Annotated in this window: 19 protein-coding genes; all 19 read right to left on the reverse strand. The window is 73.9% G+C overall.

The features are described from left to right. Positions 1–14 precede the first annotated feature (14 nt). Positions 15–959 carry an RluA family pseudouridine synthase gene (locus GVV04_RS22800; RefSeq protein WP_161690184.1) on the reverse strand — a complete coding sequence of 315 codons (945 nt, stop codon included), beginning with the start codon at positions 957–959 and terminating at the stop codon, positions 15–17. Beyond that, positions 956–1,570, reverse strand: coding sequence for a signal peptidase II (gene lspA / locus GVV04_RS22805; protein WP_161690186.1), 615 nt, complete (start codon positions 1,568–1,570; stop codon positions 956–958). The genes GVV04_RS22800 and lspA overlap by 4 nt, the downstream gene beginning before the upstream one ends. Positions 1,571–1,633: 63 nt before the next feature. Then, positions 1,634–2,053: a TraR/DksA family transcriptional regulator gene (locus GVV04_RS22810; protein ID WP_161690188.1), complete on the reverse strand. Its 420-nt coding sequence runs from the start codon at positions 2,051–2,053 to the stop codon at positions 1,634–1,636. A 223-nt stretch (positions 2,054–2,276) separates the two neighbouring features. Then, on the reverse strand, positions 2,277–3,782 hold the full coding sequence (locus tag GVV04_RS22815; RefSeq protein ID WP_161690190.1) for a potassium/proton antiporter: 1,506 nt from the start codon (positions 3,780–3,782) through the stop codon (positions 2,277–2,279). 22 nt (positions 3,783–3,804) lie between these two features. Continuing rightward, on the reverse strand, positions 3,805–4,104 hold the full coding sequence (locus GVV04_RS22820; protein WP_161690192.1) for a DUF167 domain-containing protein: 300 nt from the start codon (positions 4,102–4,104) through the stop codon (positions 3,805–3,807). 6 nt (positions 4,105–4,110) lie between these two features. After that, positions 4,111–4,773 carry a hypothetical protein gene (locus GVV04_RS22825; RefSeq protein ID WP_161690194.1) on the reverse strand — a complete coding sequence of 221 codons (663 nt, stop codon included), beginning with the start codon at positions 4,771–4,773 and terminating at the stop codon, positions 4,111–4,113. Between the two features lie 73 nt (positions 4,774–4,846). Continuing rightward, the gene (locus GVV04_RS22830) at positions 4,847–5,647 is read right to left on the reverse strand and encodes a DivIVA domain-containing protein (protein ID WP_161690196.1); all 801 of its coding nucleotides are present in this window, start codon (positions 5,645–5,647) and stop codon (positions 4,847–4,849) included. Between the two features lie 52 nt (positions 5,648–5,699). After that, positions 5,700–6,002: a YggT family protein gene (locus GVV04_RS22835; protein WP_161690198.1), complete on the reverse strand. Its 303-nt coding sequence runs from the start codon at positions 6,000–6,002 to the stop codon at positions 5,700–5,702. Positions 6,003–6,031: 29 nt separating this feature from the next. Further along, positions 6,032–6,742 carry a cell division protein SepF gene (locus tag GVV04_RS22840; RefSeq protein ID WP_161690200.1) on the reverse strand — a complete coding sequence of 237 codons (711 nt, stop codon included), beginning with the start codon at positions 6,740–6,742 and terminating at the stop codon, positions 6,032–6,034. 187 nt (positions 6,743–6,929) lie between these two features. Then, positions 6,930–7,676, reverse strand: coding sequence for a YggS family pyridoxal phosphate-dependent enzyme (locus GVV04_RS22845; RefSeq protein ID WP_161690202.1), 747 nt, complete (start codon positions 7,674–7,676; stop codon positions 6,930–6,932). Between the two features lie 9 nt (positions 7,677–7,685). Then, entirely contained in the window at positions 7,686–8,801 is a 1,116-nt protein-coding gene (gene ftsZ / locus GVV04_RS22850) for a cell division protein FtsZ (RefSeq protein ID WP_161690203.1), read from the reverse strand. Positions 8,802–9,073: 272 nt separating this feature from the next. Next, positions 9,074–9,856, reverse strand: coding sequence for a cell division protein FtsQ/DivIB (locus tag GVV04_RS22855; protein WP_328822540.1), 783 nt, complete (start codon positions 9,854–9,856; stop codon positions 9,074–9,076). Between the two features lie 32 nt (positions 9,857–9,888). After that, complete coding sequence (murC, locus tag GVV04_RS22860; RefSeq protein WP_161690207.1) at positions 9,889–11,373, reverse strand: UDP-N-acetylmuramate--L-alanine ligase; 1,485 nt, start codon at positions 11,371–11,373, stop codon at positions 9,889–9,891. A 70-nt stretch (positions 11,374–11,443) separates the two neighbouring features. Further along, entirely contained in the window at positions 11,444–12,550 is a 1,107-nt protein-coding gene (murG, locus tag GVV04_RS22865) for an undecaprenyldiphospho-muramoylpentapeptide beta-N-acetylglucosaminyltransferase (protein WP_161690209.1), read from the reverse strand. After that, positions 12,550–13,956, reverse strand: coding sequence for an FtsW/RodA/SpoVE family cell cycle protein (locus GVV04_RS22870; RefSeq protein ID WP_235966782.1), 1,407 nt, complete (start codon positions 13,954–13,956; stop codon positions 12,550–12,552). The genes murG and GVV04_RS22870 overlap by 1 nt, the downstream gene beginning before the upstream one ends. 287 nt (positions 13,957–14,243) lie before the next feature. Further along, positions 14,244–15,377, reverse strand: a complete 1,134-nt coding sequence (mraY, locus tag GVV04_RS22875; protein WP_161690211.1) for a phospho-N-acetylmuramoyl-pentapeptide-transferase — start codon at positions 15,375–15,377, stop codon at positions 14,244–14,246. Next, positions 15,374–16,774 carry a UDP-N-acetylmuramoyl-tripeptide--D-alanyl-D-alanine ligase gene (locus tag GVV04_RS22880; RefSeq protein WP_161690213.1) on the reverse strand — a complete coding sequence of 467 codons (1,401 nt, stop codon included), beginning with the start codon at positions 16,772–16,774 and terminating at the stop codon, positions 15,374–15,376. The genes mraY and GVV04_RS22880 overlap by 4 nt, the downstream gene beginning before the upstream one ends. Further along, on the reverse strand, positions 16,771–18,333 hold the full coding sequence (locus tag GVV04_RS22885; RefSeq protein WP_161690215.1) for a UDP-N-acetylmuramoyl-L-alanyl-D-glutamate--2,6-diaminopimelate ligase: 1,563 nt from the start codon (positions 18,331–18,333) through the stop codon (positions 16,771–16,773). The genes GVV04_RS22880 and GVV04_RS22885 overlap by 4 nt, the downstream gene beginning before the upstream one ends. A gap of 52 nt (positions 18,334–18,385) precedes the next feature. After that, a complete protein-coding gene (locus GVV04_RS22890; RefSeq protein WP_161690217.1) occupies positions 18,386–20,611 on the reverse strand; it encodes a peptidoglycan D,D-transpeptidase FtsI family protein in 2,226 nt (741 codons plus the stop codon).

Here is a 20,611-nt window from a genome sequence, read left to right on the forward strand (position 1 = left end):
GGTGGGACGTCGGGTCAGTCGCGGAGGATCTCCAGCGCCCGTTCCAGGTCGGCCGGGTAGTCGCTGACGAAGGTCACCTCGTCGCCCGTGCGCGGGTGCTGGAAGCTCAGCGACCGGGCGTGCAGCCACTGCCGGTCCAGGCCCAACCGGGCGGACAGCGTCGGGTCCGCGCCGTAGGTGAGGTCGCCCACACAGGGGTGGCGCAGGGCGGAGAAGTGCACCCGGATCTGGTGGGTCCGGCCGGTCTCCAGCCGAACGTCCAGCAGGCTCGCCGCCGGGAACGCCTCCAGCGTGTCGTAGTGGGTGACGCTGGGCTTGCCGTCGGAGACCACGGCCCACCGGTAGTCGTGGGTCGGATGCCGGTCGATCGGGGCGTCGATGGTGCCGCGCAGCGGGTCCGGGTGGCCCTGCACCACGGCGTGGTAACGCTTCTCCACCTCGCGGTACTTGAAGGCCCGCTTCAGCGCGGTGTACGCCTGCTCGCTCTTGGCCACCGCCATGATCCCGGTGGTCCCGACATCGAGGCGGTGCACCACGCCCTGCCGCTCGGCGGCGCCGCTGGTGGAGATCCGGTGCCCGACGCCGGCCAGCCCGCCGATCACGGTCGGGCCGGTCCAGCCGGGGCTGGGGTGGGCCGCCACGCCCACCGGCTTGTCCACGACCACGATGTCGTCGTCGGCGTACACCACCCGCAGGCCGGGAACCGTCTGCGGCACCACGGCCGGCGGGGCGGGCGGGGCCGGCAGCGTCACCTCCAGCCACGAGCCGGCCTTGACCTTGTGCGAGTTGGGCCGGGCCGCGCCGTCGACCAGCGCGTCACCGGCGTCGACCAGGGCTGCGGCGGCGGTGCGGGAGAGCCCGAAGAGCCGGGACACGGCCTGGTCGAGCCGCATACCGTCCAGGCCGTCCGGCACCGGCAGGGAACGCTGGTCGCCGCCCGCGGCGAACGCCGCGGTCACGCCCGCTCCCGCTGTCCGGCCGGGACCGCGTCGGCGGCCTTGTTTTTGCCGAGCCGGGAGCCGTCACGCTGGCGCCCGGTGAGTTCCAGCACCACGGCCAGCACCACCCCACATAGCAACGAACTATCGGCCAGATTGAACACCGGCCACACCTGGCCGTACGGGTCGAAGAGGCTGATCATGTCGACCACGTGGCCGACGAAGTGACCGGGGGCCCGGAAGATCCGGTCGCCCAGGTTACCCAGCGCCCCGCCGAGCACCAGGCCGAGCGAGACCGCCCAGGGCAGCGAACGCAGCCGCACGGCCATCCACCCGATCCAGCCGATCACCCCGATGGTGATCAGCGGGAAGACCCAGGTGTGGTCGCCGCCGATGCCCCACGCCGCGCCGCTGTTGCGGGTGAGGCTGAGGTAGATCGCGCCGCCGAGCAGCTTCACCGGCCCCCCGTCGCTGAGCTCGAGCAGGGCGAAGTGCTTGGTGAGCAGGTCGGCCAGGAACGCCGCCAAAGCGACCGCGGCGAGGACCATGATCGCCCGGCGCCGAGCCGGGGGCGGGGCCCCGCCCGGCTCGGCGGTGCCGGTCTCGGACCCGGCGGGCGGTGTAGCCGTCATCTGCTCCCCATCGACGCTCTCGGCGGTGATCGCTCACCGTCCTGATCGGCCGGGGAGCGAGTTTCAGCGCCGCTCCTCCAGCTGCTTGCACTTCACGCACAGGGTCGCCGACGGGAAGGCGGCGAGCCGCTCCACCGGGATCGGGTCGCCGCACCGCTCGCACCAGCCGTAGCCGCCCTCGTCGAGCCGCTCCAGCGCCCGCTCGACCTGCGTGATCCGTTCGCGGATGCTGTTGGCGAGTGAGATCTCCTGCTCCCGCTCGAGCGTCTTGGTGCCGGTGTCGGCCTGGTCGTCCCCGGCCGAGTCCGTCAGCCGATCGCGCTGCAGCTCGGTGATCTCGCTCAGGGTCTGATCGTACTCGGCACGCAACTCGTCCCGCCGCGCCGCCAGGGCCGCCCGGATCTTCTCGGTTTCCGCAGCGCTGCGGGTGGCCTTGGCCACCGGCTTGCGGCCGGCGGTCCTGGTCTCGGCTGGCTTCGCCATCGTCGCTCCCTAGCGCCGCGGCGCCGCGGCGCTGCCGCGACCCCTGGACAGGGGTCGCCGGCCTGGCGCCCCCAGGTAAAAAACGGGCGCACGGCAACGATCGCCGCGCACTCCGGAGGTTGGCAAGAATACGGAACGTACAGGCGTCCGACAACGTGCCGCACCGCCGCCCCGCCATTCCGCCTCGAAAAGGCCTCAAATGGGCAAAAGGAACGCTAGCAGATCAACCATCGCGATCCTCGCCGTACTCGCCAAACCACCGGGCCAGGCGTCCCCGGCGGCTGACCGCGCGCAACCGCCGCTCGGTGGCGTCCCGCACCCCCGCCGTCGCCACGATCAGCAGGCTGTCGCCGGCCTTCAGCCGGGTGTCCAGGCCGGGCACGAAGCCCGCCCCGTCGCGCAGCACCAGGGTCACCGAGGCGCCCACCGGCAGCCGCAACTCGTCCACGTGGACCCCGGCCAGGCGCGACTGCGGGGGCACCTCCAGCTGGAGCAGGTCCGCCCGCATCCGCTCCAGCGGGGCGATCTCCACCCGGATCTCCGCCAGCTCGGCCGGCGCGGTCACCCCCAGCCAGCGGGCGGCCGGGGCGAGGGTGCCCGCCTGGAGCAGGGTGAAGATGACCACCAGCACGAAGACCGCGTCGAAGAGCCGTTCCGCGCCCGGCACCCGCTCCGACAGCGGGATGGTCGCCAGCACGATCGGCACCGCCCCACGCAGCCCGGCCCAGGACAGGAACGCCTGGTCGCGCAGGCCGAACCGGAAGGGCCAGGCGGACACCGCCACCGACAGCGGCCGGGCGGCCAGCACCAGCGCCAACCCGGCGACGATCGCCGGCAGCAGCGCCGCGTCCAGCCGACCCGGCGAGGCCAGCAGCCCGAGCAGGACGAACAGGCCGATCTGGGCCAGCCAGGCCAACCCGTCGGCGAAGCCGAGGATGGCCTGCCGATGCGGCAGCCGGGCATTGCCCAGCAGCACCCCCGCGACGTACACGGCCAGGAAGCCGGAGGCGTGCAGCACCGCGCCCGCCGCGTACGCGAGCACGGTGAAGCCGACCGCCGCGATCGGGTAGAGCCCCGCCGAGGGCAGCGCCGCCTTGCGCAACGCCGCCCGGCCGGCGAGCCCGACGCCCAGCCCGACCGCGACGCCCACGCCCAGCTCGTAGCCGAGCAGCAGGCCCTCGTACCACCAGGGGTGGGCGGCCTCGGTTGCGGCCCGGGACAGCAGCACCACCAGCAGCACCACCGGGGCGTCGTTCATCCCCGACTCGGCCTCCAGGGTGGCGACCAGCCGGGGCGGCAGGCGCAGCCGGCGCAGGGTGGCGAAGACGGCGGCGGCGTCGGTCGAGGAGAGCACCGCGCCGTAGAGCATGGCCAGCCGCCAGTCCAGCCCGAGCAGCAGGTGCACCGCCAGGCCGACCACCAGGATGCTCACCACCACCCCGACGGTGGACAGCACCGCGGCCAGCCCGAGCACCGGTCGCAGGGTGCTCCACCGGGCGGTCAACCCGCCCTCGGCGATGATCACGATCAGGGCGCAGAAGCCGAGGGTGCGGGTCAGCTCGACATCGTCGAACCGGATGCCCAACCCGGACTCGCCGATCGCGATGCCGAGCGCGAGGTAGACCAGGAGGCTCGGCACGCCCAGCCGGGTGGAGAACCGGACCGCGCCGACGGCCACCAGCAGCACCGCGGCGCCGAGCAGCAGCGTGAGGTCGAACCCGGGCGTCATGCCGGCCCGGGACGGGCCGCCGTCACCGGTCGGCCCCGTCGCGCAGCCGGCGCAGCGCCTGCGCCAGCTCCGGCGGCGGGCGCTCGACGAGGAAGAGCTTGTCCCGGCTGGCCGAGCCGGCCCGCAGCGACACGGCCGCCGGCCGGACGCCGAGCGCCTCGGCCAGCGCCCGACGGGCCGCCTCGGTGGCCCGGCCGTCGACCGGCGGGGCGTTCACGGCGATCACCAGGGCCGGCCCGTGCGGGCCGTCGTGCCGGCCGCCGACCCTGGCCCTGGCCGCCCCCGGCTTCACCCGTACGGCGACGGTGAGCGTGTCGTCCATGGGGCCTCAGAGTGGCCTGGCGTCGGCGAGCAGGACGGTGTCCGGCGCGCAGCCGGCACACGGGGTGAAGCCCAGCCGGACGGCCTCGGCCGCCGGCAGCGGCTCGGCGACGCGGCCGAACAGGTGCGGGCAGTCGGCCAGGTGGTAGCGGGGCCGCCCGTCGACGACCTGGACCTCGGTGTCGAGCTGGGCGACCAGCGCGGCGTCCGACGGGGACACCAGCAGCGCGGGCGGCTCGTCCGGCGGCACCGCGGCCAGGTCCGGGTCGACCGGACCGACGTACGGGTCTCCGTCGGCGTACGGCTGCCCGTCGTGCGGGTCCTCGGCCGGGTACGGCTGCCCGTCGGCGTACGGGTCGTGCGGGTCCTCAACGACGACGGCCGGCGACCCGGGTGGTTGCCGCCACCCGGTGTCGTCGGCACCGATCGTCGGGGGAACATGTTGGGCCGGGATGTCCGGCCCGGCCGGGGAGTGGGCCCCAGCCTCCGGGTCGGACCGCTCGGCTGCCGCCCGGGTGGCGGCCGCCTGACGGGCACCGACCACCAACGCGACGGCGGCCAGCAGGCTGGCCGCCATGGAGGTGGTCAGTAGCAGGCTGGAACCACCGGTGAGGCCGACCACCAGGAGCACGACGGCGACGAGGATGAGCAACAGGCTTACGACTAGCACGGCTCACCCCCGCCGCGTCGGATTCAGGTGGGCGTGGTCGGCGGTCGTCCCCACGACGACCGCCGTACCGAAATCAGCGACCCGACTCCAGAGTGCCGGAGCGACCGCCGCCGTACGAGCCGGCGAGGCCGGCCGCCGCGAGGCCGTTGCTGCCGCCCACGGCCCGGCTGCCCTCGCGAGTCATCTCGACCTCCAGGCCCTGGCCGCGACCGTCGAGGTCGCGCAGCTGGCTCTCCAGGTACGCCTTGAGCCGGGTGCGGTACTCCCGCTCGAACTGCTTGAGCTCCTCGATGTGCTTCTGCAGCGCGGTGCGCTTGGTCTCCAGGCCACCCATGGCCTCCTGGTGCCGCTGGCGGGCATCGCGCTCCAGGGCGTCAGCCTTGGAGCGAGCCTCGTGGGTGACCTCCTCGGCCTTCGAACGGGCCTCGGAGAGCAGTTGGTCGGCCTCCCGACGGGCGTCGGAGACGTGGTCGTCGGCGGTGCGCTGGGCCATCATCAGCACCCGCAGCGCCTGCTGCTCGCCGTCGCCGGCCGCGGCCGGGCCGCCCTGAATGCGGACCTGCTCCAGCTCGGCCTGCATCGCGCGGGCGGCCTGCTCGGCCGCCGCCTTGTCGCGCTGCACCCGGTCGAGCTGGGCCTTGACGTCGTTCAACTCGGCGGCGAGCCGGGCGTCACCGCCGGGGCCGGCGGGGGCACCGCCACGGCCACCGCGCTCCACCTGGGCGCGCAGCTCGTTGTTCTCCTCGATCAGACGGGCAAGCTCACGCTCGACCTCGTCCAGGAAGGCGTCGACCTCCTCCTCGTCGTACCCCCGCTTGCCGATCGGCGGCTTTTTGAAGGCGACGTTGTGGACGTCGGCCGGGGTCAGCGGCATCGAAACTCCTCGGGTCAGTTGCGGCCGCGTAGCGGGCTGGGCCTGCGGGTGTTCACCACCCGCGGATCAGCCGCTTCAACACGAACTCCATCAGCACGAACAGGATAACCAGGAGCACAAGGGAGGCCAGGTCGATGCTCACGGTACCAATTCGCAGCGGAGGGATCACACGCCTCAACGCCTTGAGAGGCGGATCAGTGACGCTCCACACGGATTCAAGTCCCGCCGTCGCCCCCCGCCCCGGCTGCCAGCGGCGGCCGTAGGCAAGGACTGCGCTGAGGACAAACCGGGCCAGAAGAATGATCAGGAAGACATACAGAATCAGGTACAGGACTTGCAGCAGGATCGACAACACAGCAGGCGACGTCCCTCGGTCGGCCGGGGCTAACTCAGGCTGAAGAACCCGCCCTCGGCAATCTTGGCCTTGTCCTCTGCGGTGACCTGGACGTTGGCCGGTGAGAGCAGGAACACCCGATTGGTCACGCGCTCGATCGTACCGCGCAGGCCGAACGCCAGCCCGGCGGCGAAGTCGACCAGTCGGCGGGCATCCGCCTCGTCCATCTCGGTGAGGTTGATGATCACCGGGACGCCGTCGCGGAAGTGCTCCCCGATCGTGCGGGCCTCACGGTACGTGGTCGGGTGCAGCGTGGTGATCTGGTACCGCTGCTCCTCCTCGGCCGGCGCCACCCGCTCCCGGGCCTGCCCCTGCGGGGCCAGGGCCAGGTTGTCCCGGGTGTGGTAGCTCAACGCACCCGAGCCGTCGCCGCCCGAGTTGCGGGTGATCGACCGGACGCTGGACCGGTCGGCGCGCTCGCGCTCGACCCGCTCCGGCCGGTCGGACTCGGCCCGGTCGGTGTCCAGCGGGCGGCTCGCGGAGCGCTCGGTCAGCCGGCCCCGCTCCCCGGCCCGTGGTCGGGGAGCCGGCGGCTCGTCGGCCTCGTCGTCATCGTCGTCGGCGAACTCCTCCGCGTACCGGCCCTGCCGGTAACGCGACTCGCGGTAGCCACTCTTCTCGTAGCCACCGTCGTCGTAGGCCCGCTCGTCGTCCTCCTCGACCAGACCGAGCCAGACCCCCGCCTTGCGCAGTGCACCCATCCCGCGCCCTTCCGTCCGCCGTGCGGCACGCGCCCCCGTGCCGTGTCGCTTCTCGCGGGTGGACAACTGCCCACCGGACCGGAGCGGCAATCCCCGGCCCGCGATTCGCGGTCACGGGCCTGCCCCCTGACAACGGGACGCCGCTCCTGAAACAACACTGATGTAATTTGCTTCTCTCGCGGTCAGGCTACCGCAGCGTGGAACGCATTCCGAGCAACGCGCTGCCGACGCGGACATGTGTCGCGCCGTACCCGATCGCGGTCTCCAGGTCCCCGCTCATTCCGGCGGAGAGCGCGACCGCCTCCGGATGGGCGGCCCGGAACTCCCGCGCCACCTCGGCCAGCCGGGCGAACGCCCGCTCCGGCTCCCAGCCGAGCGGGGCCACCGCCATCAATCCGGCCAGCCGCAGCCCGTCCGCGCGGGCCACCGTCTCGGCCACCGGGTCCAGGCCGGTGTCCGGGTCGGCGGAACCCGGCAGCGCGCCGCCGCGGGCCGGGTCGCCGTCGATGCTGACCTGGATCAGCACGTCGAGGGGCCGATCCCGGACGGCCACCGCCGCGGCGGCCAGCGCCCGGGCCAGCCGGGCGCTGCCGACCGACTGGACGACGTCGGCGTACCCGACCACCGAGCGGCACTTGTTGCGCTGCAGCTGCCCGATGAAGTGCCACCGCGGGGCCGCCCCGGCGGCCGCCACCTCGGCGGCCTTGCCGGCCGCCTCCTGGTCCCGGTTCTCCCCCACCTCGGTCACCCCGAGCCCGGCCAGGGCCAGCACGTCGGAGGCCGGGTACGTCTTGGTGACCGCGACCATGGTCACCTCGGACCGGGCCCGTCCGGCGACCGCGCAGGCGTCGGCGATCCGGGCCTGGACCTGAGCCAGCCCGGCCGCCAGCTCGGCCTGGCGGTCCGGGAGCACGGTCGGCTTCGCATCGGTCATGGCCGCTGGTCAGGATCCGTTCTTGAGGAAGTCCGGCACGTCCACGTCGTCGAAGAGCACGCGACGCGGTGACTGGGTCGGCGCCGGCATGGTGGTCTGCGGCGTGACCGGCGGGGTGGGCTGGTTCGGCTGGTTCTGGTTGGTCTTGCGGCCCGGCTCGACCGCCTTGTACGCCGGGGTGCCGCCGTCGAAGCCTGCGGCGATCACGGTGACCCGCACCTCGTCGCCGAGCGCGTCGTCGATGACCGCGCCGAAGATGATGTTGGCGTCCGGGTGGGCCGCGTCGGTGACCAGCTGGGCCGCGTCGTTGATCTCGAACAGGCCCAGGTCGGAGCCGCCGGCGATGGAGAGCAGCACGCCGCGCGCGCCGTCCATGCTCTGCTCCAGCAGCGGGCTGGAGATGGCCGCCTCGGCCGCCTCGACCGCGCGGTTCTCCCCACGCGCGCTGCCGATGCCCATCAGGGCGCTGCCCGCGCCGCTCATCACGCTCTTGACGTCGGCGAAGTCCAGGTTGATCAGACCCGGGGTGGTGATCAGGTCGGTGATGCCCTGGACGCCGGAGAGGAGCACCTGGTCGGCGGTGCGGAACGCGTCCATCATGCTGATGTTGCGGTCGCCGAGCGCCAGCAGCCGGTCGTTCGGGATGACGATCAGCGTGTCGCACTGGTTGCGAAGTTCGTCTATCCCCGCCTCGGCCTGCACCTGGCGGCGCTTGCCCTCGAACGAGAAGGGCCGGGTGACCACGCCGATGGTCAGCGCGCCGAGCTTGCGGGCGATGTTCGCCACCACCGGCGCTCCGCCGGTGCCGGTGCCGCCGCCCTCGCCGCAGGTCACGAAGACCATGTCGGCACCCTTGAGCACCTCCTCGATCTCGTCGCGGTGGTCCTCGGCGGCGTTCTTGCCCACGTCCGGGTTGGCGCCCGCGCCGAGCCCGCGGGTCAGCTCGCGGCCGACGTCAAGCTTGACGTCGGCGTCGCTCATCAGCAGCGCCTGCGCGTCGGTGTTGATCGCGATGAACTCGACGCCCTTGAGCCCAACCTCGATCATCCGGTTGACGGCGTTGACGCCGCCGCCCCCGATGCCGACGACCTTGATGACCGCCAGGTAGTTGTGCGGAGGTGTCATCTCCGGTCCTTTCCCTTCGAGATTGGCATGGGCCGACCCCACACGGCTTGGCCAGACCAGCGTCGACGTCAGCTCGTCCCCTGCGAGGCCGAGCTGAACACTCACCCTCTACTAGAGGCTTACAGTTATGTCAACTACTGATCCTCTTCGGGGCAACGTAAGCGGCCCCACGCCCGGAGCCAAGGACCCGCCCGGCGTGTCGCCGCCCGGAGAGGGCCACGCCTCACTTCCACCGCCCATCGGCCGCCCCGGACGGACCGCTGACCGGCGGGTCACTTGAAGGTGACCACGTCCGGGGCGCTGACGTCGATGGTGTCGGCCTCACGACCGAGCAGGGACGTGGCCACCCGGGCCTTGTCCGGGCCCCGGGTGGCGTCCCCCCAGACCACGGTTCGGTCGTTGCGCAGTCGCAGGCTGATCCGGGCCAGCCCTTCCACGGTCACCTCCACCAGTTGCCCGCGAAGCTGGGGAGTGAGCACGGCCAGCACCTCCAACCCGGCCCGGGTGCCGGGGTCCTCCGGGCCCGGCCGGCCGACCCGCACCACCGGCAGGCCGTCCGGCTGCCGCGGCAGGGACCGGAAGACCACCCCGGAGCGGTCGACCACCGCGAACGCTCCGTCCTGCGGCACCGCCGCCACGGGCGTCCGCTCCACCACCCGCACCACCAGCGTGCCCGGCCAGTCCCGGGTGACCGTCGCCCGCTCCACCGGGGCCAGCGTGCCGATCCGCCGGGCGGTGCCGGCCAGGTCCACCCGGGCCAGCGGGAAGTCGTCCGGCACCGCCGCGGCCTCGCGGACCTGCACGGTGCTGACCAGCTCCGCGCCCTCCACCTGGACCTCGCGCACCCCGAACAGGCCGGTGCCGAAGACCGTCCAGCCCACCAGCGCGGCCAGGGCGAGCACCCCGGCGGCCACCGCCCAGGGCAGCGCCGCGCGCATCCGGCGCTGCCGGGCCCGGGCCATGAACCGCCGGGTGGACGGCGGCACCGCGTCGGTGCCGGCCCGGACCAGCTGCCAGCGGCGCACCGGCCCACGCCGGCCGCCGCCCGGGTCCACGCCGGCGGTACGGCCGCGCGCCGGACCGGGGCTCATCCGCCGGTGGCCGCCGAGCCGCCCGGGTCGACGACGGGGGCGGCGGGAGCGGAGACGTCACCGGCGCGGGCCGACAGGGCGTCCAGGAGTTGGTCGCCCATCAGCGAGATGGGCGGCGCACCCATGGTCACCACCACGTCGCCGGGGCGCGCCCGGCGGGCCACCTCCACCGGCGCGTCGTCCCAGGAGTCCACGAAGACCTTCCGGTCGGCCGGCAGCGGCACTGCCTCGACCAGCGCGGCCGAGCCCTCGCCGGGCTGGCGCAGCTCGCCCGGCCCGAAGACCTCCAGCAACACCAGCTCGTCCGCGATGCCCAGCGCCGCGGCGATCTCCGCCTGGAGGTCCCGGGTGCGGTAGAGCCGGTACGGCTGGAACACCACGATCAGCCGCCCGTCGCCGGCCACCTCACGCAGCGTCTGCGACGCCAGGGTCATCGACGTCGGGTGGTAGGCGTACTCGTCGTAGACCAGCACACCGTCGGCCACACCCTTGCGCTCGAAGCGCCGCCGCACCCCCGGGAACGCGCCGAGCGCGACCTCCGCCGCCTCGACCGGCAACCCCAGCAGGTACGCGGTCAGCACCGCCGAGGCGCTGTTGAGCCCCATGTGCCGCCCCGGCACCGGCAGCCGGATCTCGCCCAGCGAGCGGCCGTCCACCTCGGCCAGGTAGCGCACCCCGCGGGCGGACGAGACGATCCCGCTCAGCCGCAGGTCGGCGTCGGGCGCCTCGCCGTACGTGTGCACCCGGCGGCCCTCGGCCCGCAGCGTCTCGGCCAGCCGCCGCCCGCCCGGGTCGTCGGCGCAGGTGATGATGAACCCGTCGGGGTCGGTGAGCCGGGCGAACTCGGCGAACGCCGCCTCCAGGGTGGCCAGGTCGCCGTAGGTGTTGAGGTGGTCCGCCTCGATGTTCGTGATGACCGAGACGTACGGGCGGTAGATCAGGAACGAGCGGTCGCTCTCGTCCGCCTCGACCACGAAGTGCTCGCCGGTGCCGTGGTGCGCCCCGGAGCCGACCTCGGAGATCTCCCCGCCGATGACGAAGGACGGGTCGACGCCGGCCTGCTGGAGCACCATCGTCACCATCGAGGTGGTGGTGGTCTTGCCGTGGGTGCCGGCCACCGCCACGGTCCGCCGGCCGGTCATCGCCGCGGCCAGGGCCTCGGAGCGGTGCAGCACCCGCAGCCCGCGCCGACGCGCCTCCACCATCTCCAGGTGGTCCTGCGGGATCGCCGAGGAGTAGACCACGGTGTCGACGCCGTCGAGGTTGGACGCCTCGTGGCGGGAGTGGATGGTCCCGCCGAGGGCGCGCATCCCGGCCAGCGACGGCCAGTCCCGCAGCTCGCTGCCGGAGACCGGCAGGCCCCGGGTGAGGAAGAGCCGGGCCAGGCCGCTCATCCCGACCCCGCCGACCCCGATCAGGTGGATCCGGCCCAGGTCCTCGGCGGTCAGTGTGCCGGCCGGGGTGAACTGCGCGGTGTTCATGACGGGTGCCTTCCGGTCTCGACGGTCGGCCCGGTCACGGCGCCTCCCCTGTTCTCGACGGTCGTCCCGGTCAACGGGCCACCGCCTCGTAGACGAAGTTCAGCAGCGCCTCGTCGCCGTCGCGCCGCCCGTAGCCCGACGCGGCGGCGCCCATCGCGGCGAGCCGGTGCGGGTCGCGGATCAGCGGGATGATGGTGCGCTCCACCCAGGCCGGGGTCAGCTCGGCGTCGTCGACGAGCAGCCCGCCGCCGGCGTCCACCACGGGCAGCGCGTTGCGCTTCTGCTCCTGGTTGCTGTGCGGGTACGGCACGTAGACGGTGGGCAGGCCGATCGCGGCGACCTCGGCGCAGGTCATCGCCCCGCCCCGGCCGAGCATCAGGTCGGCGGCGGCGTAGCCGATCTCCATCTGGGACAGGTACGGCAGGGTCACGTACGGCACCGGCAGGTCGGTGGGGATCGGCACGGGCTCGTTGCGGGCGCCCATCACGTGCAGCACCTGCACCCCGTGCCGGGCCAGTTCCTTGGCCGCCCCGGCCACCGCGAGGTTGATGGAACGGGCGCCCTGCGAGCCGCCGGCGACGAAGAGCACCGGCAGGTCGGGGCGGAGCCCGAAGTGGGCGCGGGCGGCGGCGGCGTTGGCGGCCCGGTCCAGCCCGGCGATGCCCCGGCGCAGTGGCACGCCGACGACCCGGGCGTCGCGCAGCGCCTCGGCCTGCGCCGGCTGGTGCGGGAAGCCCACGGCCACGTTGTCGGTGAACTTCATGCCGAGCCGGTTGGCCACCCCTGGCGGCACGTTGACCTCGTGGATGACGATCGGCAGCTCGCGCCGCCAGGCGGCGAGGTAGCCGGGCACCGAGACGTACCCGCCGAAGCCCACGACCACGTCGGCCCGGACCTCGTCGATCACCTTGCCCGCCGCGCGGGCCGCCTTCCACATCCGGTCCGGGGTACGGACCAGGCTCATGTTGACCGACCGGGGGAGTTGGTACGCCGGGATCTGCCGCAGGTCGTAGCCGGCCGGCGGGATCAGCTCGTTCTCCAGGCCCTTCGGCGTGCCGAGGCAGGTGATCCGGACGCCCGGGTCGTGTCGGCGCAGGCAGTCGGCGAAGGCGAGCAGCGGGTAGATGTGGCCACCCGTGCCCCCTCCGCAGAGCACCACCGAACGCAGCGGACCCATCAGCGTCTCCTCTCGCTCGCCGTCCCGCCCCGGGCCCGGTCGGGCCGGGCGCCGCGGGATGCGGCCTGGTCGTCCTCGCGCCGCGCCCGGGACCGGGGTACGGACCCACGGTCCGGCGGTGGCGGCGCCGGTCGGCGGCGCCGGCCAGGAAGCGGCGGCAACGGGGCCCAGAGTAGTCGGACCCATCGGGCGGGCGGACGGGCATGCAGGGCTCGGGCCGCGTCGGGTTCCGCGCGGGCGAACGAGGCCAGCATCCCGATCGCCGCCAGGGTCACCACCAGGGCGCTTCCGCCGTCGGAGATGAACGGCAGCGGCACGCCGGTCATCGGCATCAGGCCGATGACCCCGCCGATGTTGATGATCGCCTGGCCGATCAGCCAGGTGGTCGCCCCGGCCGCGGCGAGCCGGCGGAACGGGTCCTCCACCCGCCGGGCGATCCGCAGACCGGTGTAGCCGAGCACCGCGAACAGGGTGATCAGCACCACGCAGCCGACCACGCCCAACTCCTCGGCGAGCACGGCGAAGATGAAGTCGTTGTGCGCCTCGGGCAGCCAGCCGAACTTGAGGCTGCTCTTGCCCAGCCCGACGCCGAACCAGCCTCCGTGCTCGATGGCGTTGCGGGCCTGAATCGGCTGGTAGCACCAGCCCTCGAAGCACTTCGCCGGGTCGGGCGGGTTGATGAAGACGGTCAGCCGGGCCAACCGGTAGTTCTCCTGTCCCTTCGCCCCCGATCCGGCGCCGAGCGAGGCTGCGGCGATCAGCAGGCCGATGCCGGCCAGCCCGATCACCGACAGGACCGCGAAGACCTTCGCCCGCACCCCGGCCGCCCAGAGCAGCCCGACGACCAGGGCGAGCAGGCAGAGCATGGTGCCGACGTCGTTGTAGCCGACCAGCACGAACAGCAGCCCGACCACCGGGAACAGCGGGGTGGCCAGCTCCTTCCACCAGCCGAGCCGGACGCCCTTGCGGGCCAGCACGTCGGCCCCCCAGAGCACCAGCGCGAACTTCGCCAGCTCGGACGGCTGGAGCTGGATGCCGCCGACGAACAGCCACAGCAGGTCGGCCTTCAGCGGCCCGACCTGCTCTACCCCGAAGAACGACTGCAGGGCGAGCAGCAGGTTGAGCACCAGCAGCAACCCCACCGCGGTCCCGAGCGCGACCCGGGCGACCGAGCGGTAGGTGCTCGCCGGCAGCCGCTGGCAGACCCAGAACGCCACCACGCCGATCACCGCGAAGATGGCCTGCTGGGTCAGGTCGGCGAAGGCGTTGCCCTGCTCGGCGTAGTTCATCACGCTGGTGGCCGAGAAGACCATGGTCAGGCCGATCACCAGCAGCAGGCTGGCGCTGGAGATCAGCAGGTAGTACGAGGCCAGCGGCCGGGCCAGCAGGCCGCGCAGCGCCGCCAGCCCGCCTGCGGCGCCCAGGCCGAACCCCGGTGCCGGGGCCGGCGGGTCGGCGGTGCGCCCACCCCCCGCCGCCCGCCTCGGAGACGTGTCGGTTGTCGTCGTGCCGGTACCTCGGTCCTCCCCCACCCGCCCATCATGGCGAATGCGACCGGCCCGTTCCCGCCGAACGCCGTGGTCGGCGTGTCGGACCGGCGAAAAGGAGGGCCCCCTGCTATCGCAGGGGGCCCTCCGGACGCCGTGGAGCCACGGTCCGCCGCGCGCGACGGCGGGGCGGCTGCGGGGCTCGCTCAGCCCATCGCGGCCAGGAAGTCGCTGTAGAACAGCCCCAGCGCGATGGCCACGCCGATCCCGGCGATGATCCAGAACCGGACCACGATGTTGACCTCGCTCCAGCCGGCGAGCTCGAAGTGGTGCTGCAGGGGCGACATCCGGAACACCCGCTTGCCGGTGGTGCGGAACGAGATGATCTGGATGACCACCGACATCGTGATGATCACGAACAGCCCGCCGATGATCGGCAGCAGCATGATGGTCCGGGTGGACATCGCCATGCCGGCGATCAGGCCGCCCAGCCCGAGCGCACCGGTGTCACCCATGAAGATCCGGGCCGGCGAGGTGTTCCACCACAGGAAGCCGACGCAGGCCCCGGCCGCCGCCCCGGCGATCAGCGCGATCTCCAGCGGATCCCGGACGGTGTAGCAGTAGTTGTTCGGGTTCGCCGTGTACGCCGGGTCGGCGCACCAGTGCCGGTACTGCCAGAACGCGATCAGCGCGTACGCCGCGAGGACCATCACCGACGCGCCGGTGGCCAGGCCGTCGAGGCCGTCGGTGAGGTTCACGCCGTTGGTCGCCGCCATCACCACGAAGATGAAGATGACCACCGCGCCGATCTTGCTGACCTCCAGGACAGGGATGTCCCGGATGAAGCTCAGCGTGCTGGCGCCCACCGTCTCGGTGTTGGTGGCCGCGCCGGTGGCGTCGGTCATGCTGCTCGGGAAGTACAGCGCGACGACGCCGAAGATCGCGCCGACGACGATCTGCCCGGCCAGCTTGCCCCGCTTGTTGAGCCCGCCGCTGTGCCGCTTGCGGACCTTGAGGAAGTCGTCGATGAAGCCGACCGCGCCGGAGAAGACCATGAGGCCCAGCAGGAACAGGGCGGTGATCGTCGGCTCGACCTGGGCGATCTGCACGTCCGGCAGGGTGGTCAGGGCCAGGTGCCCCGCGACGTACGCGATGACCGTGGCCAGGATGAAGACCACGCCGCCCATCGTCGGCGTGCCCTTCTTGGTCTGGTGCATGGCCGGGCCCTCGGCCCGGATGGGCTGGCCGGCCTTGAGCCGGGTGAACACCTTGATCGCGATCGGGGTGCAGAACAGCGAGACGAGGAACGCCACGCCCATGGCGATGATCACCGCCCTCATGCGGCGGCCCCCTCGCCCGTGGCGTCGACGCGCAGCGCGTCGGCCACCTCCCAGGTGCGGTACCGGGAGCCCTTCACCAGGACGACGTCACCCGGTCGTAGTTCGCCCCGCAGCACCTCGACGGCCGCCGCCTGATCGGTGAGCAGCACCGACTCTCCTCCCCAGTCCTCTACCGCTGTCGCGCCCTCATGGATCGGCGCCGCCGGCTCGCCCACCACGAGCAGCCGGTCCACCCCCAGCCCGGCCGTGAGCCGGCCGACCTCCAGATGCCCGTCCCGTTCGTACGGCCCCAGCTCGGCCATGTAGCCGAGCACCGCGAGCGTGCGCCCCCCGCCGCGCATGCCGGCCAGCGCCCGCAGCGCCACCGCCATCGACGCCGGGTTCGCGTTGTACGAATCGTCAATCACCGTCACACCGTCGGGGCGCTCGAAGACGTCCATCCGACGGGTGGAGACCAGACCCAGCTCACCCAGCGCGGCGGCCAGCTCGGTCAACGACATGCCCAGCTCCCGGGCCACCGCGGCGGCGGCCAGCGAGTTGGAGACCTGGTGCCGGCCGGTCAGCCCGAGCCGCACCGGCGCGCTCCCCTCCGGCGTCACCAGGGTGTACGACGCCCGGCCCCGCCCGTCCAGGGTCACGTCCTCGGCGCGCACGTCGGCGTGCGCGGCCTCGCCGTAGCGGACCACCCGGGCCCGGGTGCGCCCGGCCATCGCCTCGACGAGCGGGTCGTCGGCGTTGAGCACGGCCAGCCCGTCGGCGGGCAGCGCCTCGACCAGCTCCCCCTTGGCCAGCGCGATGTTCTCCACCGAGCCGAACTCGCCGAGGTGCGCCACGCCGACGTTGAGCACCACGGAGATCCGGGGCGGCACCACCTCGCACAGGTAGCGCACATGTCCCACCCCCCGGGCACCCTTCTCCAGCACCAGGAACCGGGTGTCCGGGTCGGCCCGCAACGCCGTCCACGGGTGCCCCAGCTCGTTGTTGAACGACCCGGGCGGGGCCACCGTGGGGCCGAGCCGGACGGTCAGCTGGGCGATCAGGTCCTTCGTGGTGGTCTTGCCGGACGAGCCGGTCAACCCGATCACGGTCAGCTCGGGCAGCCGGTCCACCACCGCCCGGGCCAGCCGGCCCATCGCGTCCAGGGCGTCGGCGACCAGCACCATCGGCACCCCGGGCACCTCCCGGGTGCCGAGCACCGCGACCGCGCCGGCCTCGACGGCCGCGGCGGCGTAGTCGTGGCCGTCCACCTGCTCCCCGGGGAACGCCACGAACAGCGTCCCGGCGGACACCTTGCGCGAGTCGAACTCGACCGGGCCGGTCACCCGGGCGGCCGGGTCGGCGGCGAGCAGTCGGCCGTCGACCGCTCCGGCCACCTCGGCCAGCGTCAGCGGGATCACCGCTGACCCGCCAGGTCGCCGAAGCGGGCGCGCAGCGCGTCGGCCAGCTCGGTCCGGTCGTCGAACGGCAGCACCTCGCCGCCGATCTCCTGTCCGCGCTCGTGGCCCTTGCCGAGCACGGCCACCACGTCGCCCGGGGCGGCCAGCCGGACCGCCTCGTCGATCGCCGCCCGGCGGCCGGCCACCTCGACGATCCGGGTCGGTGCGCCGGCACCGTACGCCCCGGCCAGCACCTCCGCCCGGATCGCGCCCGGGTCCTCGGTGCGCGGGTTGTCGTCGGTCACCAGCACCACGTCGGCCCCCCGCGCGGCGGCGGCGCCCATCGCCGGCCGCTTGCCCCGGTCCCGGTCGCCGCCTGCGCCGATGACGCAGATCAGCCGCCCGGCGCTCAGCTCGCGCAGCGCGGCCAGGGCGGCCACGATCGCGTCGGTCTTGTGCGCGTAGTCGACCACGCCGCGCACCGGGCCGGCCGTGGAGACCAGCTCCAGCCGGCCGGGGACCCCGCCGCAGGCGGCCACCCCGGCGGCGGCGGTCTCCGCGTCCACCCCGGCGGCGACCAGCGCGGCGATGGCCAGCAGGGCGTTGGCCACGTTGTGCCGGCCGGGCAGCGCCACCCCGGCCGGCACGGTCAGCCCGTCGGGGCCGTGCGCGGTGAACCGCTGGGCGTAGCCCTCGCCGTCGACGTCGCCGGCGTACCAGGTGGCGGTCGGGTCGCCGGCGGCCGAGTAGCTGACCGTGGCGGGCTTGAACAGCGGGCGCAGGGCCGGGTCGTCGTGGTTGAGCACCTCGACCGCGCAGCGCCCGTCGAACAGCTGGGCCTTCGCGGCGAAGTAGTCCGCCGAGTCGGCGTGGAAGTCCAGGTGGTCGGAGCCGAAGTTGGTGTACCCGCCGACGGTGAACCGCACCCCGCCGACCCGGCCCATCGCCAGGGCGTGGCTGGAGACCTCCATGACCAGCGCGGTCACCCCGCGCTCCCGGGCGGCGGCGAGCATCGCGTGCAGGTCGGTGGCCTCCGGGGTGGTCCGCACGCTGTCGACCACCAGGTCGCCCAGCCGGGTCTCCACCGTGCCGATCAGCCCGGTCACGTGGCCGGCGGCGCGCAGCCCCGACTCGACGAGGTAGGCGGTGGAGGTCTTGCCGGCCGTGCCGGTGATCCCGATGACGGTCAGCCCGGCGGTGGGGTCGCCGTAGACGGCGGAGGCGAGGGCGCCGAGCACCGCGCGGGGGTCGGGCACGATCAGCGCGGGCAGGCCCGCCGCGGCCACCGCCGGGGCGCCGGCCGGGTCGGTCAGGGCGGCCACCGCGCCCGCCGCCGCCGCGCCTTCGGCGAACTCCGCGCCGTGGCGGCGGGCGCCGGGCAGCGCGGCGTACAGGTCGCCGGGGCGGACCTCCTGGCTGGCGTGGGTCACCCCGGTCACGGCGGCGTCGGCGGCGGCTGACGGCGGCTCGACGGCGAGCCGGTCGGCGAGATCGCCGAGCCGGAGTCCGGTCACGGTACGGGGGCGTGGATTGCCGGGCACGGCGTCAGACCCTACCCGGTCGTCCGGTCCCGACCGCACAGCCGCCCCGGCGGTTCGTCCCCACTCACCGATGATGTCCCCCCGCGCCTGGTCAGCGCGGAAAGACCTCGAACTTGGGCGGCTTGGCCGCCGACGGGGGAACCCGGTACCGGCTGAGCGTGAAGCCCATGATCTCGCGGAAGGCCGGCGCGGCGACCGCCCCGCCGCCGCCCTCCGGGCTCCACACGAAGACCGCCACCACGAACCGCGGATTGTCCGCCGGGGCCATCCCGATGAACGAGCCGACCTCGCCGGGCTGCTGCTTGCCGTCGACGTAGCGCAGGCCGGTGCCGGTCTTGCCGGCCACCTGGTAGCCGGGCACCGCCGCGGCGAGCCCGGTGGCCCCGTCGACCGTGGTGACCGCCTGGAGCAGGGTGCGCAGCGCCGCCGCGTTCTGCGGGCTGAGCACCGAGCGGGTGACCGGCGCCTTGCTCGGGGTCCGGCTGCCGTCCTTCCCGTTGATCACCGCTCTGATCAGGTGCGGCTGGACGTAGGTGCCGTTGTTGGCGATCGCCCCGTACGCGGCGGCCATCTGCAGCGGCGTGGCGTCGACGCTGTGCCCGATCGGCACCGACCCCTCCGACGACCCGCTCCACGCCTCGGCGGGGAGCAGCCGGCCGCTGGCCTCGCCCGGCATGCCCTCGCCGGTGGGCTGGCCGAGCCCGAAGCGCTTCTGGTAGTCGATGAGCCGGTCCCGGCCGAGCTTGTCGGCGACCTCGATCGTGCCGACGTTCGACGAGTACGCCAGCATGCCGGCGAGGCTCATCTTCTGCCCGTTGGCCGGGTGGGTGTCGCGGAAGACCGTGTCGCCCTTGGTGATGGTGTTGGCGATCGGCAGCGTGGTGTCGGGCGTGACGACGCCCTCCTGGAGCGCCGCGCCGAAGGTGATCGCCTTGTGGATCGAGCCGGGGTCGACCACGAAGCTGCTGGCGGCGTCCTCCCGGTCGGTGGGCGCGCTCTCCTCGTGCTTCGCGGCGTTGTAGGTGGGGTGGCTGGCCTGGGCCAGCACCTCGCCGGTGGGCGCGTCGAGCACGACGACCGCGCCGACGCTGCCCCGGGCTTTGTCCGTCTGGTCCTTCAGCACCTGCTGCGCCTTGAACTGGAGGTCCCGGAGGATGGTCAGCTCCAGCGAGCTGCCCGGTTTGGGCGGGGTGGTGCTGCTGTAGCCGCCCGGGATGGGGGCGCCCAGGTTGCCCTGCCCGGCCTCGTACACCCGGCGGCCGGTCTCGCCGCGCAGCAGGTCGTCGTAGCGGGCCTCCAGGCCCTCCAGGCCGACCATGTCCTGGCTGGTGAAGCCGAGCAGGTTTGCGGCCAGGTCGGCGCCGGGCACCTCGCGCCGCTCGTCGCGGTGCACGCCGATGCCGGCCAGGTCCAGCGCCATGATCTTTTTGGCGGTGGGGATCTCGACGCCGCGCGCCAGGTACTGGAACTGGGACTGGCGGCCGTTCTCCAGGGTGCGCGGTTTCATCCGCCCGGCCAGCTCCGAGGCGGGCAGGCCGAGCAGGGGCGACAGCGCCCGCGCGGTCGCCGCGCGGTCCTTGACCTTGGTGGGGTCGGCGAAGACGTACCGGGCCTCGACGCTGTTCGCCAGCGGGGCCCCGGTGCGGTCGTAGATGGCCCCCCGGGGAGCGGGCAGGTCGACCCCGGTCAGCCGGTCGTCGAGTCCGCCGCCGGCGTACGCCGGGGTGTCGACGGCCTGGAGGAAGACCAGCCGGATGCCGATGGTGGCGAACAGCACGAGGACGAGCAGGGTGCCCAGGCGCAGCCGGCGCCGGGGGTCGGCCAGCCGGGGTGGCTTGCGGGGCTTGCGCGGCGAGCGCCGGGCGGTGGGCCGCTCCGGGCGGCGCGGGGCGCGCGGGCCGGGCCTGCGGCGCGGCGGGGGCGACGCGTCATCGTCGTCGGCCGGAGCGCGGGCCGACCGGGCCTGGACGGTGCGGATCACCCCGGAGCGCCCGGCCGGGACGCCCTCCCGCCGGCCCGCGCGGGTCGAGCCGACCCGGCCGCCGTCGAGCACCTGCAACGCCGGCCGGAACGGGTCGCCGCCGGCCCGGGTGCTGCGGGGGGTACGCCGCTGCTCGGCGCCCCCGGCGCTCGGCCGGCCGAGCGCGCCGCGCTCCTCGCGGATGGTCCGCCCCCGGGGGGTGTACGCCCGCGCGTCGGAGATGCCCCCCACGCCGGGCTCGCCGGCACGCGGCTCGCCCCGACCGCTGGTGGAACGCGACGAACCGCGCCGGGACCCCGTGGGGTCCCGGCGCGGATCCTCCGATCTCGGCGGCAC

This window comes from Micromonospora rubida, assembly GCF_009908295.1.
GTDB lineage: Bacteria > Actinomycetota > Actinomycetes > Mycobacteriales > Micromonosporaceae > Micromonospora > Micromonospora rubida.